At 55.2% G+C, this 20813-nt stretch carries 17 protein-coding genes; 8 read left to right on the plus strand and 9 right to left on the minus strand.

Annotation, left to right across the window (positions count from 1 at the left end; genetic code table 11):
* Positions 1–161: 161 nt before the first annotated feature.
* From N0M98_RS15405 to N0M98_RS15425, 5 genes are all read left to right on the plus strand, one after another.
* On the plus strand, positions 162–383 hold the full coding sequence (locus N0M98_RS15405; protein WP_259618457.1) for a hypothetical protein: 222 nt from the start codon (positions 162–164) through the stop codon (positions 381–383).
* 165 nt (positions 384–548) lie between these two features.
* Positions 549–1247 (plus strand): class I SAM-dependent methyltransferase, encoded by a 699-nt coding sequence (locus N0M98_RS15410; protein ID WP_259618458.1) that lies wholly within the window; start codon positions 549–551, stop codon positions 1245–1247.
* 591 nt (positions 1248–1838) lie between these two features.
* The gene (locus N0M98_RS15415; RefSeq protein ID WP_259618459.1) at positions 1839–3248 is read left to right on the plus strand and encodes a spore germination protein; all 1410 of its coding nucleotides are present in this window, start codon (positions 1839–1841) and stop codon (positions 3246–3248) included.
* A 6-nt stretch (positions 3249–3254) separates the two neighbouring features.
* Complete coding sequence (locus N0M98_RS15420; protein ID WP_259618460.1) at positions 3255–4343, plus strand: GerAB/ArcD/ProY family transporter; 1089 nt, start codon at positions 3255–3257, stop codon at positions 4341–4343.
* Positions 4344–4348: 5 nt separating this feature from the next.
* Complete coding sequence (locus N0M98_RS15425; protein WP_259618478.1) at positions 4349–5494, plus strand: Ger(x)C family spore germination protein; 1146 nt, start codon at positions 4349–4351, stop codon at positions 5492–5494.
* Here the strand turns inward: N0M98_RS15425 and N0M98_RS15430 are convergent.
* The 3 genes from N0M98_RS15430 to N0M98_RS15440 all read right to left on the minus strand — a co-directional run bounded on the left by N0M98_RS15430 (position 5487) and on the right by N0M98_RS15440 (position 9626).
* Positions 5487–5696, minus strand: a complete 210-nt coding sequence (locus N0M98_RS15430; RefSeq protein ID WP_259618461.1) for a CLC_0170 family protein — start codon at positions 5694–5696, stop codon at positions 5487–5489. The two genes, N0M98_RS15425 and N0M98_RS15430, sit on opposite strands and share 8 nt — an antisense overlap.
* Before the next feature lie 85 nt (positions 5697–5781).
* The gene (locus N0M98_RS15435; protein WP_375295490.1) at positions 5782–7734 is read right to left on the minus strand and encodes an ABC transporter ATP-binding protein; all 1953 of its coding nucleotides are present in this window, start codon (positions 7732–7734) and stop codon (positions 5782–5784) included.
* A gap of 128 nt (positions 7735–7862) precedes the next feature.
* Positions 7863–9626: an ABC transporter ATP-binding protein gene (locus N0M98_RS15440; RefSeq protein ID WP_259618463.1), complete on the minus strand. Its 1764-nt coding sequence runs from the start codon at positions 9624–9626 to the stop codon at positions 7863–7865.
* 503 nt (positions 9627–10129) lie between these two features.
* On the opposite strand from N0M98_RS15440, the gene N0M98_RS15445 reads away from it, so the two are divergent.
* A complete protein-coding gene (locus N0M98_RS15445) occupies positions 10130–10627 on the plus strand; it encodes a metal-dependent hydrolase (RefSeq protein WP_259618464.1) in 498 nt (165 codons plus the stop codon).
* A gap of 87 nt (positions 10628–10714) precedes the next feature.
* On the opposite strand, the gene N0M98_RS15450 is transcribed toward N0M98_RS15445, so the two are convergent.
* Positions 10715–12406, minus strand: coding sequence for a M3 family oligoendopeptidase (locus N0M98_RS15450; RefSeq protein WP_259618465.1), 1692 nt, complete (start codon positions 12404–12406; stop codon positions 10715–10717).
* A 148-nt stretch (positions 12407–12554) separates the two neighbouring features.
* On the opposite strand from N0M98_RS15450, the gene N0M98_RS15455 reads away from it, so the two are divergent.
* Together N0M98_RS15455 and N0M98_RS15460 are read left to right on the plus strand one after the other, a co-directional pair.
* Positions 12555–12845, plus strand: a complete 291-nt coding sequence (locus tag N0M98_RS15455; protein ID WP_259618466.1) for a hypothetical protein — start codon at positions 12555–12557, stop codon at positions 12843–12845.
* A 404-nt stretch (positions 12846–13249) separates the two neighbouring features.
* A complete protein-coding gene (locus tag N0M98_RS15460; RefSeq protein ID WP_259618467.1) occupies positions 13250–14251 on the plus strand; it encodes a hydroxyacid dehydrogenase in 1002 nt (333 codons plus the stop codon).
* Between the two features lie 115 nt (positions 14252–14366).
* Here N0M98_RS15460 and N0M98_RS15465 read toward each other — a convergent pair whose 3' ends face one another.
* From N0M98_RS15465 to N0M98_RS15485, 5 genes are all read right to left on the minus strand, one after another.
* Complete coding sequence (locus N0M98_RS15465) at positions 14367–15911, minus strand: sulfatase family protein (RefSeq protein WP_259618468.1); 1545 nt, start codon at positions 15909–15911, stop codon at positions 14367–14369.
* A 25-nt stretch (positions 15912–15936) separates the two neighbouring features.
* The gene (locus N0M98_RS15470) at positions 15937–17421 is read right to left on the minus strand and encodes a sulfatase (RefSeq protein WP_259618469.1); all 1485 of its coding nucleotides are present in this window, start codon (positions 17419–17421) and stop codon (positions 15937–15939) included.
* 29 nt (positions 17422–17450) lie between these two features.
* Positions 17451–18320, minus strand: coding sequence for a carbohydrate ABC transporter permease (locus tag N0M98_RS15475; RefSeq protein ID WP_259618470.1), 870 nt, complete (start codon positions 18318–18320; stop codon positions 17451–17453).
* A gap of 1 nt (position 18321) precedes the next feature.
* A complete protein-coding gene (locus N0M98_RS15480; RefSeq protein ID WP_259618471.1) occupies positions 18322–19218 on the minus strand; it encodes an ABC transporter permease in 897 nt (298 codons plus the stop codon).
* Between the two features lie 71 nt (positions 19219–19289).
* On the minus strand, positions 19290–20786 hold the full coding sequence (locus N0M98_RS15485) for an extracellular solute-binding protein (RefSeq protein ID WP_259618472.1): 1497 nt from the start codon (positions 20784–20786) through the stop codon (positions 19290–19292).
* Positions 20787–20813 lie beyond the last annotated feature (27 nt).

Below are 20813 nucleotides of genomic sequence, written 5' to 3' on the forward strand. Positions count from 1 at the left end.
CACGGGACCGCCCCCGGATGCAAAAAGAAAGTTTGAGGGAGTAAATCGATTCGCTCAACGAAGATTTGCCCGGCCTAAGACGCAGGCCAAAAATATCGTTTTTGTGACAGCAGCTTCGTGTAATCCGCACAAATAGCGGTTGCGGGAGGGCTTCGCGGTATATGAGGAAATTGGATGGTGCGTTAGGCGGACAATTGGATGGTTACAGCGGCGCCATTATGCTATACATTATTGAAACGTTCTTTGCAGAATCACATTTGACAGATCAAGAAAAGGATGAGAGCCATGGGAAGTCCGTTTGGAATATGGACAATGCTGATCGGAGTTCATGTATTAATGATAGGGATGGTTATTGCGGGATGGATTTTTTACAAGAAAAATAAAGATTTATTTTAAATATGCGTACACAGATGCGGACGTTTGGAGCGCCACGATTGCTTCGGCGGCCCGAGCCCTGTATAATATGGGGTCAAGCCGAAACCGTTATGAAACGGCAGAAATATGCCTTATTTTCAACGATTATTTTATTTTAAGAAAGAGTGACGCCAGTGAATAATCCGTTCGAACATTTGAAGCCATCCGAATTTTGGATGCTTGCCTGGGAGCAGGCCTTTTTTACCGATCGGCGTACCGGAGACGACACAGCAGAAGAGCGGTTTTGGCTGGATAATGCGGCTTCCTTCGATGAGCGTCATCCGCTTGCTCCCTATACGGAGCCATTAATGAACGCCGTATTCGAACATTTGTCGCCTGGCGACCACCTCCTGGAGATCGGGGCGGGCACGGGAGGATTTACCCGGCTGATGGCCCCCCATGTCGGCAGCATCTCCATTGTCGAGCCGTCCGCTGCGATGTACGCCGTGTTCAAGAATAACTGGGCCCGCCTCCCCTACCCTCTTCCGCATGTGTATCCGGAGAAATGGGAAGAGCTGCAGGGTGCTTCCGCGGATATCGTCTTTGCCGCCAACGCGATGTACCGCATTCGCGATATGAAAGACAGCCTGCTCCGAATGAACCGTACGGCAAGCCGCCGCGTATTTCTCGTACAAAGCGTTGGCAGGCCGTTCGCAGGACCGCTCGCAGTTACGCTGGAGGGACGGACCGAAGAACGCACGCGGGCGTCGGTACTAAGCGATATATTGACGGAGCTTGGTTTGGAGCACCGCTGCGAGTTATTTCCGGTCCAGCGCAAAAACGGCATGGTTCACGACGTCGCGCTGATTCATTGGCAGCCCGGCCGATCGTAGAACAAATCCCTCAAAAGCCATCCATGCCGCTACGCGGCACCACAGACAATGGAAATGGGGTACCAAGAGTAATTTCCAGGGTAGTGACGTGATGCGCTGAAGCTTATTCCGTCTGCATCCAGCCTAAGCTGGATCGGCGTCTAACCATTCCGCTAGGATCGTTCTAGGGGTAGACATTACTTTCGGGGGGGAACCCCGGATTTCCACAGGATATGGCTGCGCATCAATTTCCTAAACAATGAAAAAAGGACTCGCTAGGAGTCCTTTTTGCGGTGAATTGATTTTTGGTTATGTCTTGAACCTCTTTTGAACCTTAGGTTTATCCACAAACAACACTAATGCAGTATGGGGTACTACAATAACGTCTCTGCGGCACATCCCCTCGCTTCTATCTAGATTCTAAACCATCACCGGTATTTCTCGTCAGATCGCCCAACGGAACCACACCTCTCTTTTCACCGCTGAAGTTATTATGTCCGGGAGCTTCTAAGATATGCATCCGGGCCGCGGAATTGTTCATCGCGATTGTCTACATAAAACGAAATGGCATTCGCCATACTAAACCCCATCATAATTTATGGGGGATGAGGCATGAAGTGGGAAGTAAAATTGCGTAACAGGCTTGCGCAAAACTCCGATGTGAACTTTCGTTCGATCGTAGCCAATAACGAAACCTTGGTAATCGTATATATCGCCGGACTCGTCGACGACGTGTATGTGCAGGAGCAAATCATTCCTTCTTTGTTTCATGAGACGACGTTCAACACCTTGCAAGCGTATCGTTTCGAGCAGCTGGAAGAAGCGATCGAGGCTATCTTCTACGGACATACTCTCGTTATAACACAGCGAAATGAGCTGGCCTACCCGTTCCCGGGCAAAGGTCTCGAGAAGCGTTCCATCGAGGAGCCTAGCAGTGAAAATACGGTTCGCGGCCCGCGGGACGGATTCGTCGAATCGATCACGACCAATCTGTCGCTCATCCGCAGACGCTATCCCGATACGAGCCTGCAGGTCCGCACCTCCAAGATCGGCGCCCGCACCAGAACGCAGGTCGCTCTGGTGTATATCGACGGCATCGTCAACCCCGAAACCTTGGAGGAAGTCAAGGAGCGGGTCGATTCCATCCAAATCGACGAAGTGCTGGACAGCGGAACGATCGAGCAATGGATTGAGGACAGCTGGTACTCGCCGTTCCCTCAGGTCCAATATACCGAACAGCCGGTGCGCGCCGTCTCCGCCTTGTCGGAAGGCCGCATCGCTATCGTCGTGGACGGCTCTCCCATCGTGCTGCTCGTCCCGGTCACCTTCGCCATGCTGTTTCAGGCGATGGACGACTATTCGGAGCGCTGGATGGTCGGTACCGCGATTCGCTTCATCCGCATGATTGCCGCCGTCATCGCCCTGGTGCTGCCGTCGCTATATATCGCGCTGCTGTCTTACCATCCCGGCATGGTGCCGACTCAGCTTACGCTGTCCATTGCGGCGACGCGTGCCGAAGTTCCGTTTCCCACCATTATGGAAGCACTTCTGATGGAGACGACTTTGGAAATGCTGCGCGAGGCGGGGCTGCGCCTGCCGCGGTTTATCGGCCAGACGATCGGGATCGTCGGAGGGCTTGTGATCGGCCAAGCCGCCGTCGAAGCGGGGATCGTAAGCCCGATCATGGTCATCGTCGTAGCGCTCACAGCCATCTGCTCCTTCCTGATTCCCGCTTATAACGGGGCCATTGCCATCCGGCTGCTGCGCTTTCCGCTAATGATCCTTGTCGGCGTGCTGGGCTTGCTCGGCCTGATTCTGGGCGTGCTGATTATCGTGGCGCATCTCGTTTCGCTAAAGTCGTTCGGTATTAATTACTTCTCCCCTTTTGCCCCTTATCACGGAAAAGATTGGAAGGATACCGTCATTCGTGCTCCGCTTCCCCTGCTGGAAACCCGTCCGTCGGTTCTTCAGCCTTTGAAAAAAAAGCGCTTATGGAGAGACAAGCGTAAAAAAGGGTGGTAAATCACGGTGATCAAAGATAAAATCACAAACTCGCAAATGGGTTCTCTGCTATTCTCCATCATGATCGGCGTAGGCATCTTATCCTTGCCGCAGGCCGTTGCCAGCAAAGCAGGGGTTGACGGATGGATCGCAATCTTACTGGGCGGTCTGCTTGCCGCCGGCTCCACGCTGCTTATGGCCAAGCTCGGCGTGCGGTTTCCGGAGAAAAGCCTGATCGAATACGGCCCGCAGCTGATCGGAAAAATTCCGGGTAAGCTGCTATGTATTCTATTTATTCTATATTTTCTCGCCTTCGTCAGCATTGTGGTCCGGGTATCCGCCGATGTCACCAAGCTGTTCCTGCTTGATAATACGCCGGTGGAAGTGATCATTCTGAGCACCTTTTTAACCAGCATATATGTGATCCAGCACGGCATCAATCCGATCGCCCGCTTCAATCAATTCGTGCAGCCGATTGCCGCTATGCTGCTTATAGCGGTACTGTTTCTCACTTACAGCGATTCGGACTTGGGCAATAATTTGCCGGTGTTAGGAGAAGGAATCGAGCCCGTGCTGAGGAGCCTGCCGACCACCTTCTTTTCCTTTCTCGGGTTCGAGATGATCCTGTTTCTGCTGCCATTTATGAAATATCCCAAGCAGGCTGCGGGAACGATTATCGCCGCTTTCAGTGCAGTCATTTTCATCTATGTGTTCATTATGATCACGTGTGTAAGCGTATTAGGAGCCAAGGAGGTCGCTTATGTGAATTATCCTACGCTGGCCATCGCCAAAAACATCGAGCTACCCGGCGCTTTCGTCGAAAGACTGGAGTCGATTATGATGCTCAGCTGGATTCCGTTTGCGCTCACGACGATGGTGCTGTACCACTACGGCGCGAGCTTCGTCACTGCCAAATTATTGGGGCTGCAGGAGCACCGCGTCATCTCTTTGCTGTTCATTCCTTTTGTATTCTTGCTCTCGGTATTGCCCCGCAACGTATTGCAGGTGGATATGTGGAGCCAGATTGTCGGGATGAGCGGAATGCTTCTGAATATCGTCTCCCTTATCGGCTTATGGCTTGGTTATGCCTGGAACAAAAGGAGGAGGAGGCTGTGAACCGTATGATAGCGGCAGGAACCGCGTTGCTGCTGCTGCTCGTGCTGACCGGCTGCTGGGACCGTCTGGAGATCGAGGAGAGGATCTTCGTCCTCGCCGTTTCCGTCGATAAAGGCAAGACCCGTCATCAAGGACTGTCGGATTACGATCTTACCGTCCAGTTGGCCGAGCCCAAAGCATTATCCGGCAAAACGCCTTCCAACCATGTAGAGCCGGTATGGAATGTCAGCGTAACGGGCCCCTCCCTGTTCGACTGTATGCGAACCTTGGCGACGAGAGTGGCGAGAGTACCGTTCTACGAGCATTTGCAAGTAGTGATTATTAGCGAGGAGCTGGCCAAAGAAGGAGTGGAACGGCCTATGGATCTGTTTCTCCGCGATCATGAGCTCCGCCGCAAAACCTCCCTGATCATTACCCAAGGAAAAGCTAAGGATGTGCTGGAGGTTCACCATAAGCTCCTACCGGTAACCGGTCTGTATCTTAGCCGACTAACCAAGGAATCGATCCGGAAAACGGCGAAAATGCCGCGTCATTCTACCATCGGCACCTTTTCCTCCAATTACCGCGCCAATCGCAATAGTGTGCTGACCAGGGTAGAGCCGCGTAAGAATCAAGTGAAAATGGCGGGAGGCGCCGTTCTGAACAAGGATAAATTCGCAGGCTGGCTTGAAGATGCGGACGTCAGAGGCTACCGCTGGGTGGTAGGGTCGGTTCAGGCGGGAAATTATGTGGTCGTTAACAATGAGGAGAACGGAAAGCAGGAGCATCCCATCAATCATACGACCTATGAAGTAAAAAATATGCGATCCATCATTAAGCCCGGTCTCAGAAACGGCAAACCCTGCTTCACCGTGCAAATCCGTTCGGAAGGGCATATAGGCGAAGACGGTCTGACGTCGAGCCCGACCAACGAAGAAGTGAAGAATGTCGAGCACTTGCTGAACCTGCAAATAAAAAAGGATATAGAACGAATCGTGCGGAAGATGCAGAAGCAATTCGGGCTGGACATCTTCGGCTTCGGGGAGCAAATGAGGCGTCATGAGCACGCGTATTGGAAGAAGCATGAAAAGGAGTGGGACGAGGTATTTAAAACGGCGGAGGTCGATATCCGGGTAGATACCTCCGTCCGCCGCATCGGGCATGTCAGATAATTATGAAATGGGCGACCAGAACGACGCAGGATAGCAGAAGGCAGCAGTATCCTCCGTATTTGGCGAATGCGGCGTCCTTCGGCAGCTTGCGGTCCTTATAGCTGATATAATAACGCAGCCTTAGAAACAGACCGATACAAACGAACAAGGCGACGAGATAATAGGACGAAAGCGATTCTACGAAGCCTATGACAATGGTCATCCGATGCTCCTTCCCTTCGCAGCGCACGGCATGGTATGCTCCTAGCCTTCCCCACCCGGTGCGGGCTTACACCCGCCCGGCCTTTCTATTTGCTCGCGGCAAGCTTGCCCTGCTGAATTTCGTACATTTGCCTGTACTTGCCTTCCAGCTTCATCAGCTGCTCGTGGTTGCCCCTCTCGACGATTTCTCCGCGGTCCAGCACCAGAATCAGATCGGCGTTCTTTACCGTCGAGAGCCGGTGAGCGATCACGAACGTCGTTCTCCCCTGCTTCACCACATCGAGCGCCTGCTGAATGACCGCTTCCGTCTCCGTATCGATATTCGACGTCGCTTCATCCAGAATAAGAATCGCCGGATCGTAGGCCAGCGCCCGCGCGAACGAGATCAATTGCCGCTGGCCGGCGGACAGCGTGCTGCCCTTCTCGATAACCGGCTCGTCGATGCCGCGGGGCAAGTCTTTGAGCAGAGCGCCTGCACCTACGTCGGCCAGCACCTGTTCGATCCGCTCCCGGCTGATCGCAGGATCGCCTAGCGAAACATTGGAGCCGATCGTGCCGGTGAACAGGAACGGGTCCTGCAGAACGATCCCCATATGCTGCCGGATCGTTTGCCGCGGCAATGTCCGCGTATCCGTGCCGTCGATCGTAATGCGCCCCCGATCCGGGTCATAGAAGCGGAACAACAGATTGAGAATCGAGCTCTTGCCGGAGCCGGTATGGCCCACGAGAGCTATCGTCTGTCCTTGACGCGCGGCGAATGTCACTCCTTTGAGCACCGGTTCGTTGACCTTGTAGGAGAAAAAGACGTCTTCGAAGGTGACATCGCCTTTATAGCGCGCTATGCGCCGGTCCGATACGTCCTCGCCTTCCTGGTCGACCAGCGCGAACACCCGCTCGGCGGATACGAGGGCACGCTCCAGATTGGGCAGCTGATTGACAATATTTACCATCGGTTGGAACAGTCTGTTGAGATAATCGACGAAAGCGTACAGCACCCCGAGCGTCACCATGCCCTCTCCCCCGTTCAAGGAGGCTCCGCCGAAATACCAGATCAGCGCCGCCAGAGCCGTATTCCGGATCACCCCGACCAGATTGTGTCCGGTCCACGAGTTCAGGCTCAGCAGCTTGTTTTGGTAGGCGAACAAATGCGTATTGTGTATCTCGAACTGCTCCTGCACCCGCTTTTCCTTGCGGAATGCTTTGATGATCGTCATTCCCTGAATCGATTCGTTGATCATGCCGTTAATGTCGCTGACCGTCTTGCGGATCATCCGGTTATACTTCTTGGCGATCCGTCCGTAAACGTAGATCCAGCCGGCCAACGCCGGAATGATGAACAGGCAGATTGCCGCCAGTCTGGCGTCAAGCACGAATAAAGCGATATATATCCCCAGCATATGAATCGTCCCGGTAAAAAAATTGGCCAGCACGTTGACGTACAGATCGCGGATCGTCTCCGTATCGTTCGTCACCCGGGAGACGACCTTGCCGGCCGGCAAGTTGTCGAAATAGCGGATCGGCAGACGGTTCAGCTGCGCGAATACATCCGTTCGCATCAAGCGGATGATCCGGTTGGCGGTCGACTGCAGGTAGTAATGCTGTCCGTAGGTGAACACGGCCGACACGGCGACAAGCCCCAAATAATACAAGCACAGCTTAAGCATTCCGTCCAGCTCCGGCTTATAGAAGCCGAACAACTCCTCCAGCTGCAGCCGCTCGGCCGGATAAGACGCCCTCTGCCCGCCCTTGGTGATTCGAACGCTGCCGTCCTTCACGGTGCGTTCTCCGTCCCAGGCGACGGGCGATGCGATGAAATAATAAGCGCGGTCGATCTGGAGCACGCGGACTTCGTCGCCCCGCGTTTCTCCGGGCGTCCAATGATCCTCCCTCTTATACCGCTTGCCTTCGTAAGGAACGGAATAGCTCCCGCTATCGCTCGTTTCGTACCACGGCTTCTCGATACCGGAGATATGGACGTCGATAATTCTTTTGGCGATCAACGGACCGGCCAGATCCGTGCATACGGCGATCGCCAGCATCAGCAGAGCGACCAGAAACAGCCGCTTGAACCGGGCCGCGTAGCCGATCAGCCGCTTAATAATCCGTTCCTTGCTCCCCGGAGCCTGATCGAGGCCGAGCTCATTGCCGTATTCTTCTTCATATTCGCTCATCGGTTCTGCACATCTCCTTCCGTTCGCTGCGCCTCCAGCTGCTGGCGGTCGAACTGCTCCCGGTACCAACCGCCGGAGCGCAGCAGCTCTTCATGAGTTCCCCGCTCCGTTACGGCCCCTTCGTCCAGTACGAGAATCAGATCGGCATGCTGCACGGCCGACAGACGATGCGTGGCGATCACGGTGGTTTTGCCGGCGCGCGCCTTATAGATGTTGGCGATAATCTCGGCCTCCGTACGGGCGTCGACGGCGGACATGGAATCGTCAAGCAGCAGGATGTGCGGATCGGCGATCAGCGCCCGCGCCATCGATACGCGCTGCTTCTGCCCTCCCGAGAGGGCGACTCCCTTTTCGCCGACCAGCGTCTTCATGCCGTCCGGCAGCATCGGCAAATCTTTGTGAAATGCGGCTAAGCGCACCGCTTGATCCAGCTCTTCGTCCGAGGCGCGTTCATTGCCGAAACGGATATTGTCGCGAATCGTCTGGGAGAACAGGAACGCTTCCTGCGGCACATAGCCGAGCCATGATTTCAGCCGGTCCATATCGATCTCCCCGACGGGAACGCCGGACAGCGTCACCTCTCCCCGGCCTGCCGGATACTCGCGCAGCAGCTGCTTGATCAGCGTCGACTTGCCCGATCCCGTCCGGCCGACGATACCCAGCGTTTGGCCGGATTCGAGCCTGAACGTCACTTCCTTAAGATTGTCTACCGCCGAAGACGGGTAGCGGAACGTCACGTTCCTGAACTCAATGCCGCCCGGCAGCGCGGGGCTTACGGCATCCTCGGGGTCAGGAACGTCCGGGGCGTGCTGCAGCGTCTCGTTGACCCGATCCAGCGAGGCGTTGCCCCGCTGCATGATATTGATGAGCTCCCCGATCGCGAACATCGGCCAAATCATCATCCCGAGATAGACGTTGAACGATACGAGCCCGCCGATGGTCAATTCGTTATGAAATACGAGATAAGCGCCGTAGCTCAGACCGATGATGTAGCTGAGCCCTACCAAAATTTTGATCGTCGGCTCGAACAGCGAGTCGATTCGCACGACCGCCAGATTTTTATCCAGCACATCCTGAGTCACCGCGGCGAACTGGCGCTCGGCGGACCGCTCCTGAGTATAGGCGCGAATGACCCGGATGCCGGAGATCGTCTCCAGCACCCCCTCGTTCATATCGCCGAATGCGTCCTGAGCAGCCATATATCGCTTGTGAATCCATTTGCCGTAGCAGCTGACCAGCACCGCCATCACCGGCAGCGGCAGGATCGCCGCAAGCGTCAGCTTCCACGAGACGAAGAAAATCATCGTAACGAGCAGCGTCGCCATCCACAAGGTGGAATCGAGCAGCGTCAATATGCCGAAGCCGGCGGTTTGCGCCACGGCCTGCAAATCGTTCGTTGCCCTCGCCATCAAATCTCCGGTCCGGTTTTTCTCGTAAAAAGACGGCGTCATGTTCAAAAAATGGCGCATCAGCCGGCTGCGCATCGTGCGCTCCATAACGAAAGCGCCCCCGAACAGTCTATACCCCCACAAGTACGAAATAAAATAGACGGTCACGGTAATCGCGGCCAGAGCGGCAATCGTTTTCGCCACGTAACCGAAGGTTAAATGTCCCAAGGCGATCGCATCGATAGAACGGCCTACCAGCATCGGCGGGAATATTTCCAGAATGCCCGCCGCGACAAGTAAAACGACGGCGAGCGAATACCGCTTCCATTCCTCGCGGAAAAACCAGCTCAGCTTGCGCATAACGGTTAACACGGTTTCTTCACTCCTCTCTGTATACACAAAAAAACACACAGCCCGAAGGCAATGTGCTTCTATAGGGTCTCTATAAGCGCACGCCACCTGGGGGGCAAGTGTCCTGCGCCACGATATACGGCGGCCCGGAAGCGCCTAACGCGCTCTCCCATCCGTTATCCGGGGGCAGGAGCAAAGACAAACGGGATGCTTTTTCGAAAAACGTATGTCAAGCTGCGGCGCTTGGACGAATTCGCTTTCCATATTAGGCATAAGTTTGCTCTCCTTTCCGGTCCGGTCGATGAGGGTACATCAGAACGTTAGCACGCCTCCGCCCGCGCTGTCAATGAATTACAGTCGATTATTTGGTTATAATCAAATTCCCCCTCCGCCTAGTAAAATTTAAGCCTTTAGAACGATGCGCCAAGCCCGGATTTATGGTAATCTGATGAAATCGCCCGAACACGAACATATGTGCGTTGTTATAGCGAAGGCATCTTAGAACAATCGGAGGTTAGAGGATTATGCTCCAACGAACGCATGGGCTGGCGGGAGTCGTGGCGGCGGAGCTCGTGCTGCAGCATTTTCAAGTGCCCGTTTGGTCCTGGGAGACGGCCGGGGCTATTCTGCTCGGCTGCTTTGCCGGACCGCTTGCGGATATCGACAAGCCGGGCTCGGTGATGGCCAAATTGTTTTTTCCGTTATCGGCTTTGCTGAAGCTGCTGGGCATTCATCATCGCACGATGACGCATTCCATCGTATTCACCGCTCTGATCGCGGGAGCGTTAAGTCCGCTTCCCCCGTTATACGGGTGGACGTTTGTATGGGCGTACGCCTCGCATCCGCTGATCGACCTGCTTAATGAGCAGGGTGTCGCGCTGCTGTGGCCGATCCGCAGGAAATTCCGGCTGCTGCCCAAATTTCTTGCGATCGATACGGGCTCACGAGCCGAAGACGCCTTTCACATTGCGCTTGTCGTTATAGGCGTATGGCTGCTCGTTCGATACGCGCTGGCCGGATGATGCATAAGAGGATCGGACGGCAGGACAAGCACCGCATTCCCGGGACATTCCCTGCGAACGCGGTGCTTGTTTGCGTGCAGCCTATGGTTACAGCTTGGTATCGTCGATGGCGTTAAGCCAGCCGCGAATATCCCCGATAATGGCGGAGACGCAGCCGTCCTCGAACGGAGAGCGCAGCCCCGCCAGCTTCACAAGCTCGGTGAACGATCCGCTGCCCCCGGCCCGGCACAGCTTCAGATAGCTCGCCCAAGCGGCCGCGCGGTCGTCCCGGGCGTACTTCCAATACTGCAGCGCGCAAATCTGCGCAAGCGTGTAGTCGATATAGTAGAACGGGCTTTTGAAAATATGCTGCTGCTGATGCCAGAAGCCGCCCCGTTCCAGGAACGGCATATCGTCGTACACGCGGGTCGGTATATATTTGCGTTCGATGTCTCGCCATACTTGCTTGCGCTCGGACGGAGTCATGTCGGGCTCTTCATAAATCCGGTGCTGGAATTCGTCGACGGCCACGCCGTACGGAATGAACGTAATCGCTCCGCTAAGATGCGAAAATTTATATTTATCCGCATCCTCCTCGAAGAACGAATCGATCCAGGGCCAAGCGAAAAACTCCATGCTCATCGAATGAATCTCACAGGCGTCAAGCGTCGGATGAATGTATTCCGGTACCGCGAAATCCCGGCTCATATAAGCTTGGAACGCATGCCCCGCCTCGTGGGTCAGCACGTCGACATCATGCGAGGTGCCGTTGAAATTGGAAAAGATGAACGGGGCTTTATACGCCGAAATATAAGAGCAGTACCCGCCCACGCGCTTGCCCGGCTTGCTCTCCAAATCCATCAAGCCGTTATCCAGCATAAACCGGAAAAATGCATCCGTCTCCGGCGACATCTCCGCGTACATCGTCTTCGCTTTGCCGACGATCCACTCCGGTCCTCCCTTCGGTTTCGGATTGCCGGTCAAATACGACAAATTATCGTAATATTTGAGCGAGTCGAGGCCGAGACGAGCTCGCCTCCGCTCGCTCAGCTCCGAGGCCGCCGGAACGATATGCTCAATCACCTGCTTGCGGAATTCGGCGACTTGGCTCGGGCCGTAATCGGTGCGGTCCATCCGGTCGTACGCGAGCTCGACGAAGCTGCGGTAGCCGAGCTTCCGGGCGATGCGCGTGCGCAGATGAACGAGATGATCGTAGATGGCGTCGATCGTATGCTCGTTCGCTTCGAAAAAGGAATAGCGCGCATCCGTCGCCCGCTTGCGGGTCTCCCGGTCGGTCGACTGCATATAAGGAGCGAGCTGGGACAGCGTCCTCTCCTGCCCGTCAAATTCGATTTTGGCCGACGCTACGAGCTTTATGTATTCGCTTGTTTTTTTGTTCTCTTCCTTCAGATCGCCGACGATATCCGGCGAGAAGGTTTTGACGGACAGCTCTGCCCCAGCGAATAGCTGCCGCCCCCACTTGGCTTCCAGCTCCTTGCGGAACGGCGATCCGGCCAGCGCCTTGTAATAATCCGTAATAAGCCCTTGATAGACGGGCGATTGCTCGTCGATATAATCCTGCTCCGCTTTGCAGCCTGCATCCGCCGTATTGATCGAGTAACGGATACGGGCTATGGTGAACATCGACGAAACCTTCGTCCGGGCCGCATTGATCGCTTCCATCGCGGCGTCCTGCTCCTCCAGCGTGGCCGCGGAAACGAAACGGTCCAGCAGCGCGGTGAAATCGCGCCGGAATTGCTCCATATCGGGGCGTTCGTAAACATAATCTGGAAACTTCATCGGCAGCCTTCTCTCTCTATGGATTGGGGTTCTGTAATAGTATATCAGGAAACGGGCGCAGGAAGTCCTATCATTTTCAGTTCATAATCGATGGGGATCGGGGCATACTGAGGAAGGAATTAACTTATTACCCAGGGAGGTTTCACCTTTGGCACAACAAAACCAAAACGGAAATCATAACGGTGATCAAAGCGGCAATCAGGAGGATCTGCTGCAGCAGGTTCAACAGGCGGCGCAAGAAGCGCAAAAGACGGCGGAAGAAACGAAGCAAATCGCTCAGCAGGTTCAGACGACTGCCGCCGCCAACCAGCTTCAGGACGCTCAGCAGCAGCTTCAGCAGGCGCAGGATTTGGTGAAGCAAGCCGAGCAGTCGACCAGCCAGTCGCAATCCGGAGGCGGGCAAGGCGGCGACTCCTCTCAGGAAATGAGCTCCTCCTGAAGCTGTTTGTCCGAACCGTAACGATCGGCCGCGTTTAGCGTTCCCATTGAAAGAGCGCCGGCGCCGTTTCGCAAACATCTTCCGCTCGCTCTTGTTCCCGGATTTCTTGAATGGTTTGCCCGTAGAATAACGGAAATCCGGGCACAAGGCTTCTTCAGACTTGCTCCGCGGCCTGCGTCTGCAGATAGAAGGATAGAAGTGTCGCTCGCCGTGCCGACTCTCTATCGGCCCTACGGCCGCGTTTTCATCATTGTTTTTAAGTATGATGAAAACGTCGTTCAAGCGTCGCCCCGATCGTCTCATTTTTTACACCCGCCGCCAGAAAATCTGTCGTATAATGGATGGGAACGAGACAGCTGAGACGATGCTCTGTGAACCTAACAATCGCCGGGGTGATGGGTTAAATGAAAAAACGAGCCGTATTTTTGGGAGATCCGCAGCGGGTCCGCAATGTGTACCAGCCTCATCTTCGTCAGGAATTGCAAACGCTTGCCGATATGTATCCGGAAATTGTGAACAAAGACCGTATGCAGCAGCACGCCCCCTTCCTTCAGACCGCCGAAATTATCTTCTCTACTTGGGGAATGCCTGCGCTGACGGAAGAGGAAATTAAGCGCTTTTTTCCCAATTTGAGAGCGCTTTTTTATGCTGCCGGCAGCGTGCAGAACTTCGCCAAGCCGTTCTTGTACAACAATGTCATCGTGGTGAGCGCCTGGGCGGCCAACGCGGTTCCGGTGGCGGAGTATACCGCAGCCCAGATTGTGCTGGCGAACAAAGGCTTCTATCAGAGCGCGCTGCTGTGCAAGGAGCGGCGCAATGAGGCCGTGCAGCACGCAAGGGCGTTTCCCGGCAATTACAACGCCAAGGTCGGCATTCTCGGAGCCGGCATGATCGGTAAGAAGGTGATTGAGCTGTTGAAGCCGTATCAGCTGGACATCTATGTGTTCGATCCCTTTTTGCCCGATGCTGCCGCCGAACAAATGCAGGTGAAGAAAGCCGGTCTGGTCGACATTTTCTCCCAATGCCACACCATCTCGAACCATTTGGCCAATCTCCCGGCAACGGTGGGATTAGTGAACAAGGAGCATTTCAGCCGGATGCTTCCTTATGCGACTCTCATTAACACCGGCCGGGGCCGGCAGTTCGTGGAGCGGGATTTGGTCGAAGCGCTGCGCGCCGTACCTACGAGAACGGCGGTTCTCGACGTGACTTACCCCGAGCCGGTCCCGGAAGACAGCGAGCTGCTGCAGCTCGATAACGTCATTCTGACACCGCATATCGCCGGAAGCAATCCGGTTGAGGCGGCGCGAATGGCCGGGTACGTCGTCGATGAATTTCGCCGCTACCTGCGCGAGGAAGCTTTGCAGTATCAGGTATCGTTAAAGATGCTGGAGACGATGGCGTAACCCGCCACGGATAACGACAGACAAACAGGCCGCCTGAGGGCGGCCTGTCTTCATGGACGGAGCCGGCCCGCTCCGTCCTTCTTCTTGGAGAAGCGGCGAAATGCGAGACGCCGGCTTATCCTTGCATGTTCTTCGACAGCCGCTGCTGAAGCATGACGGCGGCCGGATGCGGCTGCTGCGGAAACTCGCGCGGATGTCTGCGAACCAGCTCCTTCGCGGACTCGCCTCTGCCCGTTTCCTCCAGCCGCTTGCTGTATTCCTTCAGGTAGCCCCTCGCATGGAACGGGCCTCCCTCCTTCATGACGGTCCAGAGCGGGTCGCGGTCGTCGCCGGACCGGCGCATCATCTCGTCATGCCACTGATTCAAGTAATAGACGGCCTCCATGCAAACGGCGCGGTTGTCGGCGGCGACGTTACGCTGCTCCTTGGGATCGGAGATCAGGTTAAAGAGCATCTCCTCGTCAAACAAATGGAACCCGTCATGGTACGTGCGGATATACAACCAGTCGCCGAAGCGGACGCTTCGCTGGGCGACGTGAGCGCATTGCGATACGACGACGTAATCGCGCCCGCAGCTCGCTCCTTCCTTGAGAACCGGCGCATAGCTCACGCCGTCCCAGTCCGGCAGCAACGGTCCGCCGATCATCTCGGCCAGCGTCGGCAGCAAATCCAGATGCAGATGGAGATCGTCGTTAACGACGCCCTGCTTCATTCCCGGCCAGCGGATAATCATCGGCAGGCGGCAAGTGCCTTGATCGGCGGTCGCATGCTCGCCGTAGATGCCGAGCTGCCCCATATTTTCGCCGTGATCCGCCGAAATAATAATGATCAGCTCGTCCATCACGCCCTGCCGCTCCAACGAGGCGAACAATCGTCCGAGATGCTCGTCCATATAGCGGATTCCGCAGTCGTAGCCGTCTATCATCGTCCGGAGCCCGTCCATATCCCGAATGTCGCCGGGATGGCGCGGGAAGTTCGGATGCGTCCGGTTATCGTACGTTTTATTGACGAAATCGATATTTAGCTCATGCACGCAGTGCGAGCCGACCATTTCCTGATGGCTTGCCAGCACCTCCTCGGTCAGCCATTCCGGCAGCGGTTCGTTCTCGAACGGATTGCCGTACTCCATTGGCACACGGTAAGGCGTATGCGGGTCCCAATAGTTGATGTAGAGAAACCAATCGTCCTTCTTCGCGTTGCGCTCGATCCAGTCCAGCGCCACAGGCGTTACATGCTCGGCGGATTCATTGCCATATTTGCCGGTATTGAGAATCTCGTTAAAACCCGCATAGAAGTTGAAGGTCGAATGGCGCTGGGCGAACGGGCTGATCAGCACCGTGTTCAGATTGCCGGCCAAATTCAAATACGAAGGCAGGGCGCCGCCTCGCGTCAGTCTGCCCATCAGCTCGCGCTTCTCCCCTTCCAGCTTCATGTCGCCGGCGGTGCCGCCGTGGCCGACCAGACCGTTGCGGATGCCGAACTGGCCGGTCATCAGCGCCGTTCTCGACGGAGCGCAGGGCGCGTCGGAAGTGTAATAATTCGTAAAGCGGATACCCTCGGCCGCAATTTTGTCAATGTTAGGCGACGTATTGCGGTGATAACCGTAACATCCCAAATGGTCGGGGCTGGTGGAATCCAAATCCAGAAATAACATTCTCATCGTTCATCCTCCGTATTCATCGTTTTTACCGGTTATCCGGCTTCAATCCGAGTCGCTCATACTGCTCTTCGGGAGCTTGTTCGAGCTCCATGGCGCGAATCAGCAGCTCCGTATACGAGCGGATTCGTTCTTCGTCCTCGACGGGCGCGGCTTGCCGGTAATCGGCTTCGATATGATACAGCAGAGAACGCTGCCCGTGCTGCGCGATCTTGAAGGGCGACCCGGCTTGGCTGACGGGAATCCGGTAAACCGGAAACGCCGTGTAAGATAGAAATCTGCCGGTCTCGATCTGCTCAGGGACGGAAGCGCCGAGAAAGGAACCGAACGTCGTCGGCATGGCCGTATACGCATAGCACGGGACGTTATCCTCGCGGACGGGAGCGCGCAGGTAGGTGTAGGCTCCGTCCGTTATATTCACCGTCATGCCGAACATGCCGTAGAGCGCGCAATCGCGCAGCGTCCGCGCGGTTCCGTCAAGCAGCGGCAGCCAGGACTTGCCTCTGACCTCCGGCGGAATCTCGATGCCGAAGTAATCGAGGATCGTCGGCATTATATCGATGTTTTGCGTTATCGCCGAAATCCGCGTGCCGGCGACAGCCGTTCCCGGCACGTGAACCATCAGCGGCAGATGGGCGATTTCGTTGTACACATGCATGACATTTTTGCCCGTCCAGTCATGTTCGCCTAACAGAAAGCCGTGATCCGTCGTCATAATCAGCAGCGTATCGTCCCACAGGCCGTTCTGATCCATCGTGTCGAGCAGTTTCCCGAGCCAATGATCGATCATCGTCAGATTGGCCGCATAACGCTTCCGCAGATGCTCTATCGCTTCCGGCGGCTCGCTTACTCTGGAATACTTGGGCCACTCCATCCTCGGACCCGTATAGCCGTCGCCGTACATAGCCAAATAATGCTGCGGGCAATCGAACGGCTCGTGCGGATCGAAGGCTTCCACCATCAGGAAGAACGACTCCGCCTCTTTATTATCTTCCAGCCAGCGGCATGCCGCGCTCATCGTTCTCGGCCCCGGATAATCCTCCTCGCGCCGGAAGGCGGCGCGGTTTTTCTCGTATTGCGGCTCCACTCTGCCATAGTGCGGCTCTTGCAGGGATGCCGGATCGCCAACCCGGGAAACCCAGGGATCGCTTTCCTGCCCCCGGTGCAAATCCCAGCTGCTGAAGGCTTGGCAGTAATTTTCCCCGCCCGTTTTAAAATAATGATAGTGATCAGTCACTATATGAGAGAATATGCGATGGCGCTTCAGCACCTGCGGCAGCGTCACATCGAACGGCTCCAGACCGCCCCAGCCGCGTTCCAGAAACCCGAGCCGCCCTGTGAACATATCCCTACGCGCCGGCATGCACGGCAGAGAGCCGGACCAATGCTGGTCGAAGACCGCGCATTTCTCCGCCAGTCTCGACAAGTTCGGCGTCCGTACCCAACTCGCCGGGTCATACATCTCAAGCAATTGCCGGTTTAACGTATCCATTAATATAACGATCGCTTTCATCGCTAATGCGCCCCTTTCTCCCCCAAGCTTTATCCTTTGACCGAACCGACGAACATGCCTTTGTTAAAATATTTCTGCAGAAACGGGTAACATAGCAGCAGCGGCAATGCCGTAGCAATCACGGCGGCCATGCGGACGGGAGGTCCGTACTCGTAGTCGCCGATATTCAGCTCCATCGAAGAGTCGGTTTCCAGCAGCAGCTGGCGCAAAAACACCTGCACCGGCCATTTGGCGGAATCGTTCAAGTATAAGATCGCCTGGAAATAAGCGTTCCAATGGGCGACCCCGTAGAGCAGCGTCACCGTGACGATCGATGGAAGCGACAGCGGGATGACGATGCTGAATAACAGCCGCCATTCGCTGCATCCGTCGATGCGCGCCGACTCTTCCAGCTCCGCCGGGATGGTGGAGAAGAAGCTTCTCATGATGATGAGCACGAACGGAGCGACCGCCCCGCTCAGAAACAGAGCCCAGTAGGTGTTGATCAGCGAAAGCTCCTTCAATACCAGGTACGTAGGAATCATCCCTCCGTTAAAAATCATCGTGAACAGCACCATAAAGTTGAGCCAGCTTCTTCCTCTCAGCCAGCTTTTGGACAAGCCGTAGGCCATTAAGCAAGTGACGAAAACATTGATCGCGGTGCCTACGACCGTAATGTACAGCGTATTCGCATAGGACGATAAGAAGCCTTTATTATTGGCCAAATACCCATACGAGTTGAACGTCCATTCCCGGGGGAACAAATAAAATCCTCGCGATAAATATTCCGCCTTCGTGGAAAACGAGCTGAACAGCACGTAAAGAAACGGTAAAAGGACAACAAGCAGCGAAAAGGCAAGCAGCCCGTAGATGAGCAGATTGAACAATATGTCGCGTTTTCCGGCCACTAGTTTATTCATGTCAGTAGACGCCCTCCTCGCCGAATCGTTTGGCCAGCTTGTTGGCCGCAAGTACGAAGATTAACCCGACAATCGATTTGAACAACCCGATCGCCGTAGTGAAGCTGTATTCCCCCTGTAGAACGCCTTGGCGGTATACATATGTGTCGAAAACGTCCGAAACGGCCAGGTTCAACGAATTTTGCAGCAAATAAATATGCTCGAAGCCGGAATCCATCACCTGTCCGAGCCTGAGAATGAACAGCAGTACGGCTATCGTCCTGAGTGCAGGCAGCGTGATATGCCACATCTGCCTCCATCTTCCCGCTCCGTCCATAACGGCCGCTTCATACAAGGTAGGGTCTACGGAAGCCAGCGCCGCCAGGAAGATGATCGTTCCCCAGCCCGTCTCTTTCCAGATGCTTTGCAGCACATACAGAGCTCTGAAGTAGCCCGGATCGGTCAGCAGATCGATGCGGGACCATCCGTATTCGGCGAGCAGCTTGTTGACACCGCCGTCTTGCGAAGCGAATAGCACGACCGTAATGCCGACGACGACCACCCATGATACGAAATGCGGGATGTAGACGACCGTCTGAACGGTTTTGGCAAACCATTTGACCCTAGCTTCGTTCAATAACACCGCAATAAGAATCGGCACGGGAAAATACAGAAATAAATTGAGAGCGCTTAACATCAGCGTATTGGTAAGCAGCCGCCAAAAGTCGGGCTCGGTAAACAAAACGTGGAAATGCTTGAAGCCTACCCATGGGCTCGCCCATATGCCTTCGAAAGGATCAAAGTCCTTAAAGGCCAGAATGATGCCCCCCATCGGCGCATAACGGAACAGAAGAAAGTAGAGCAGGCCGGGCAAAATCATAATATATAAAGGGATTCCCTGTTTGATGGCCTTCTGCATGTCGATCACTCCCTCATTCATAAGGGCCGGCGGGTTTGGCACGCCGCCTGCCCTTCGCATCGCGCAACCGGTTATTTCAGCGTCTGGTATTGCGCGTTGATTTCCTTAATAATCTCATCGCCGCCGTCCCGCTTCCAGGCTGCCGCCGCATCGTCGATCGCCGTGAGCGGAGCTTGGCCGACAATGACCTTGGTCATCGTTTCCATCCACTTTTGCTGCAGACCGGCGCCTTTTTTGGTCATCGTATCGCTAAAGAGCCCTTCGGCGGGATTGGTCCAGCGGAATTTCGCGTTGGCGTCGATAATCGCATTGATTTTTTGCGCGACTTCCTGATCGTCCCATTTGCGAATTTGAATGCCGGGGTCGAATCTGCGGAAAAACCAGGTGGACAACAGCTGCGGACGGTCTTTATCGAACGCCTCCAGCTTCTGGAACTTGCCGTCGCCGCTTTTCGTATAATGCACGCCTTCGATCCCGTTCTTGATCAAATCATAGCCCTCGTCGGACAGCATATAGTCCAGCATTTGCAAAATACGCTGCTTCTTAGCTGCATCGATTTTGGCGTTGACGACGATCTTATTGGTCATCTGCAGCGTCTGGCTCGTCTGCTTTCCGGCCGGGCCTTTGGGAGGAAGCAGCTGCACGAGCTCGGCGCTCGGGGTCAGCTTCTTCAGCGTCGGCAGCGTCCCGTTAAAAAATTCGTTGGTGACGATCATGGCGATGCCCGTTTTGCCCGCTTCCAGCTTGGCTACGCTGTCCTTCAGCTTATTGGCCGGAAAATCCTTGTCCATGACGCCTTCGGCGTAAGCTTTTTGCATGAAAGCGGCGAACTGCTTCAATTCCTCCGTCTGCACCTGCATCGGCACCAGTTGGCCGTTGATCTCGGCCCAATCATTGCCCAGCCCGAAGGCGCCCATAATCGGTTCGATTTGCGAGAACTTGTTATTGACGATGCCGAACGAGAATCCAGGCGTATCCGCCTGGCCGTTGCCGTCCGGATCTTTCGTCGCGAACGCCTTGGCCACCTCGTAAAATTCTTCCGTCGTCGTCGGCATCTTCAGCCCCAGCTTATCGAGCCAGTCTTTGCGGATGGCGAGTGTGTCCCGCGTATCGGTTACATAATAAGGAAACCCGTAATATTTGTCTTTCGGATTCATCTTAGCCATCGCGTCGGCCGGAATGTACTTCGTCAAATTCGCATAGTTGCCGAGCTCAGGCTTCACGTCCATAAAGACGCCCTTATCCCGCCACTTGTTGAACTCCGCCTCCGGAACGTAGAATACGTCGGGAAAATCGTTGGAAGCCGCCATCACGTTCAGCTTCTGGGAGTAGGTGTCTGAAGGAACCCACTGCACCTTCAAATTAATATTCAGCTTCTTGTCGATTTCCTTAATAATCGGATGATCTTCCGGCCAGCCGCCCCCGGCGTAGCTCGTCGTCATCATATTGATCGTCAGCGGTTCTTTGCTTCCGCTCGGCGCATCGCCGGATGCGCTGTTTCCTTGCGAGCAGCCGGCCGCTCCCGCCGCAAGCGCCCCGGCAAGCAATAATGGCGTCCATGTCTTCATGGCTAATCCCCCTTTGTCTTCTTTCAC

The organism is Paenibacillus doosanensis (assembly GCF_025060755.1).
Classification (GTDB): Bacteria; Bacillota; Bacilli; order Paenibacillales; family NBRC-103111; genus Paenibacillus_S; species Paenibacillus_S doosanensis.

Excerpts from the sequence above, each read along its gene's own strand:
- N0M98_RS15425 (WP_259618478.1), top strand. The coding sequence starts at position 4,349 with ATGATAGCGGCAGGAACCGCGTTGCTGCTGCTGCTCGTGCTGACCGGC.
- N0M98_RS15430 (WP_259618461.1), bottom strand. The coding sequence starts at position 5,696 with ATGACCATTGTCATAGGCTTCGTAGAATCGCTTTCGTCCTATTATCTC.
- N0M98_RS15480 (WP_259618471.1), bottom strand. The coding sequence starts at position 19,218 with ATGCAGAAGGCCATCAAACAGGGAATCCCTTTATATATTATGATTTTG.
- N0M98_RS15435 (WP_375295490.1), bottom strand. The coding sequence starts at position 7,734 with ATGCTGGCGATCGCCGTATGCACGGATCTGGCCGGTCCGTTGATCGCC.
- N0M98_RS15445 (WP_259618464.1), top strand. The coding sequence starts at position 10,130 with ATGCTCCAACGAACGCATGGGCTGGCGGGAGTCGTGGCGGCGGAGCTC.
- N0M98_RS15405 (WP_259618457.1), top strand. The coding sequence starts at position 162 with ATGAGGAAATTGGATGGTGCGTTAGGCGGACAATTGGATGGTTACAGC.
- N0M98_RS15475 (WP_259618470.1), bottom strand. The coding sequence starts at position 18,320 with ATGAATAAACTAGTGGCCGGAAAACGCGACATATTGTTCAATCTGCTC.
- N0M98_RS15450 (WP_259618465.1), bottom strand. The coding sequence starts at position 12,406 with ATGAAGTTTCCAGATTATGTTTACGAACGCCCCGATATGGAGCAATTC.
- N0M98_RS15415 (WP_259618459.1), top strand. The coding sequence starts at position 1,839 with ATGAAGTGGGAAGTAAAATTGCGTAACAGGCTTGCGCAAAACTCCGAT.
- N0M98_RS15470 (WP_259618469.1), bottom strand. The coding sequence starts at position 17,421 with ATGAAAGCGATCGTTATATTAATGGATACGTTAAACCGGCAATTGCTT.
- N0M98_RS15460 (WP_259618467.1), top strand. The coding sequence starts at position 13,250 with ATGAAAAAACGAGCCGTATTTTTGGGAGATCCGCAGCGGGTCCGCAAT.
- N0M98_RS15485 (WP_259618472.1), bottom strand. The coding sequence starts at position 20,786 with ATGAAGACATGGACGCCATTATTGCTTGCCGGGGCGCTTGCGGCGGGA.
- N0M98_RS15465 (WP_259618468.1), bottom strand. The coding sequence starts at position 15,911 with ATGAGAATGTTATTTCTGGATTTGGATTCCACCAGCCCCGACCATTTG.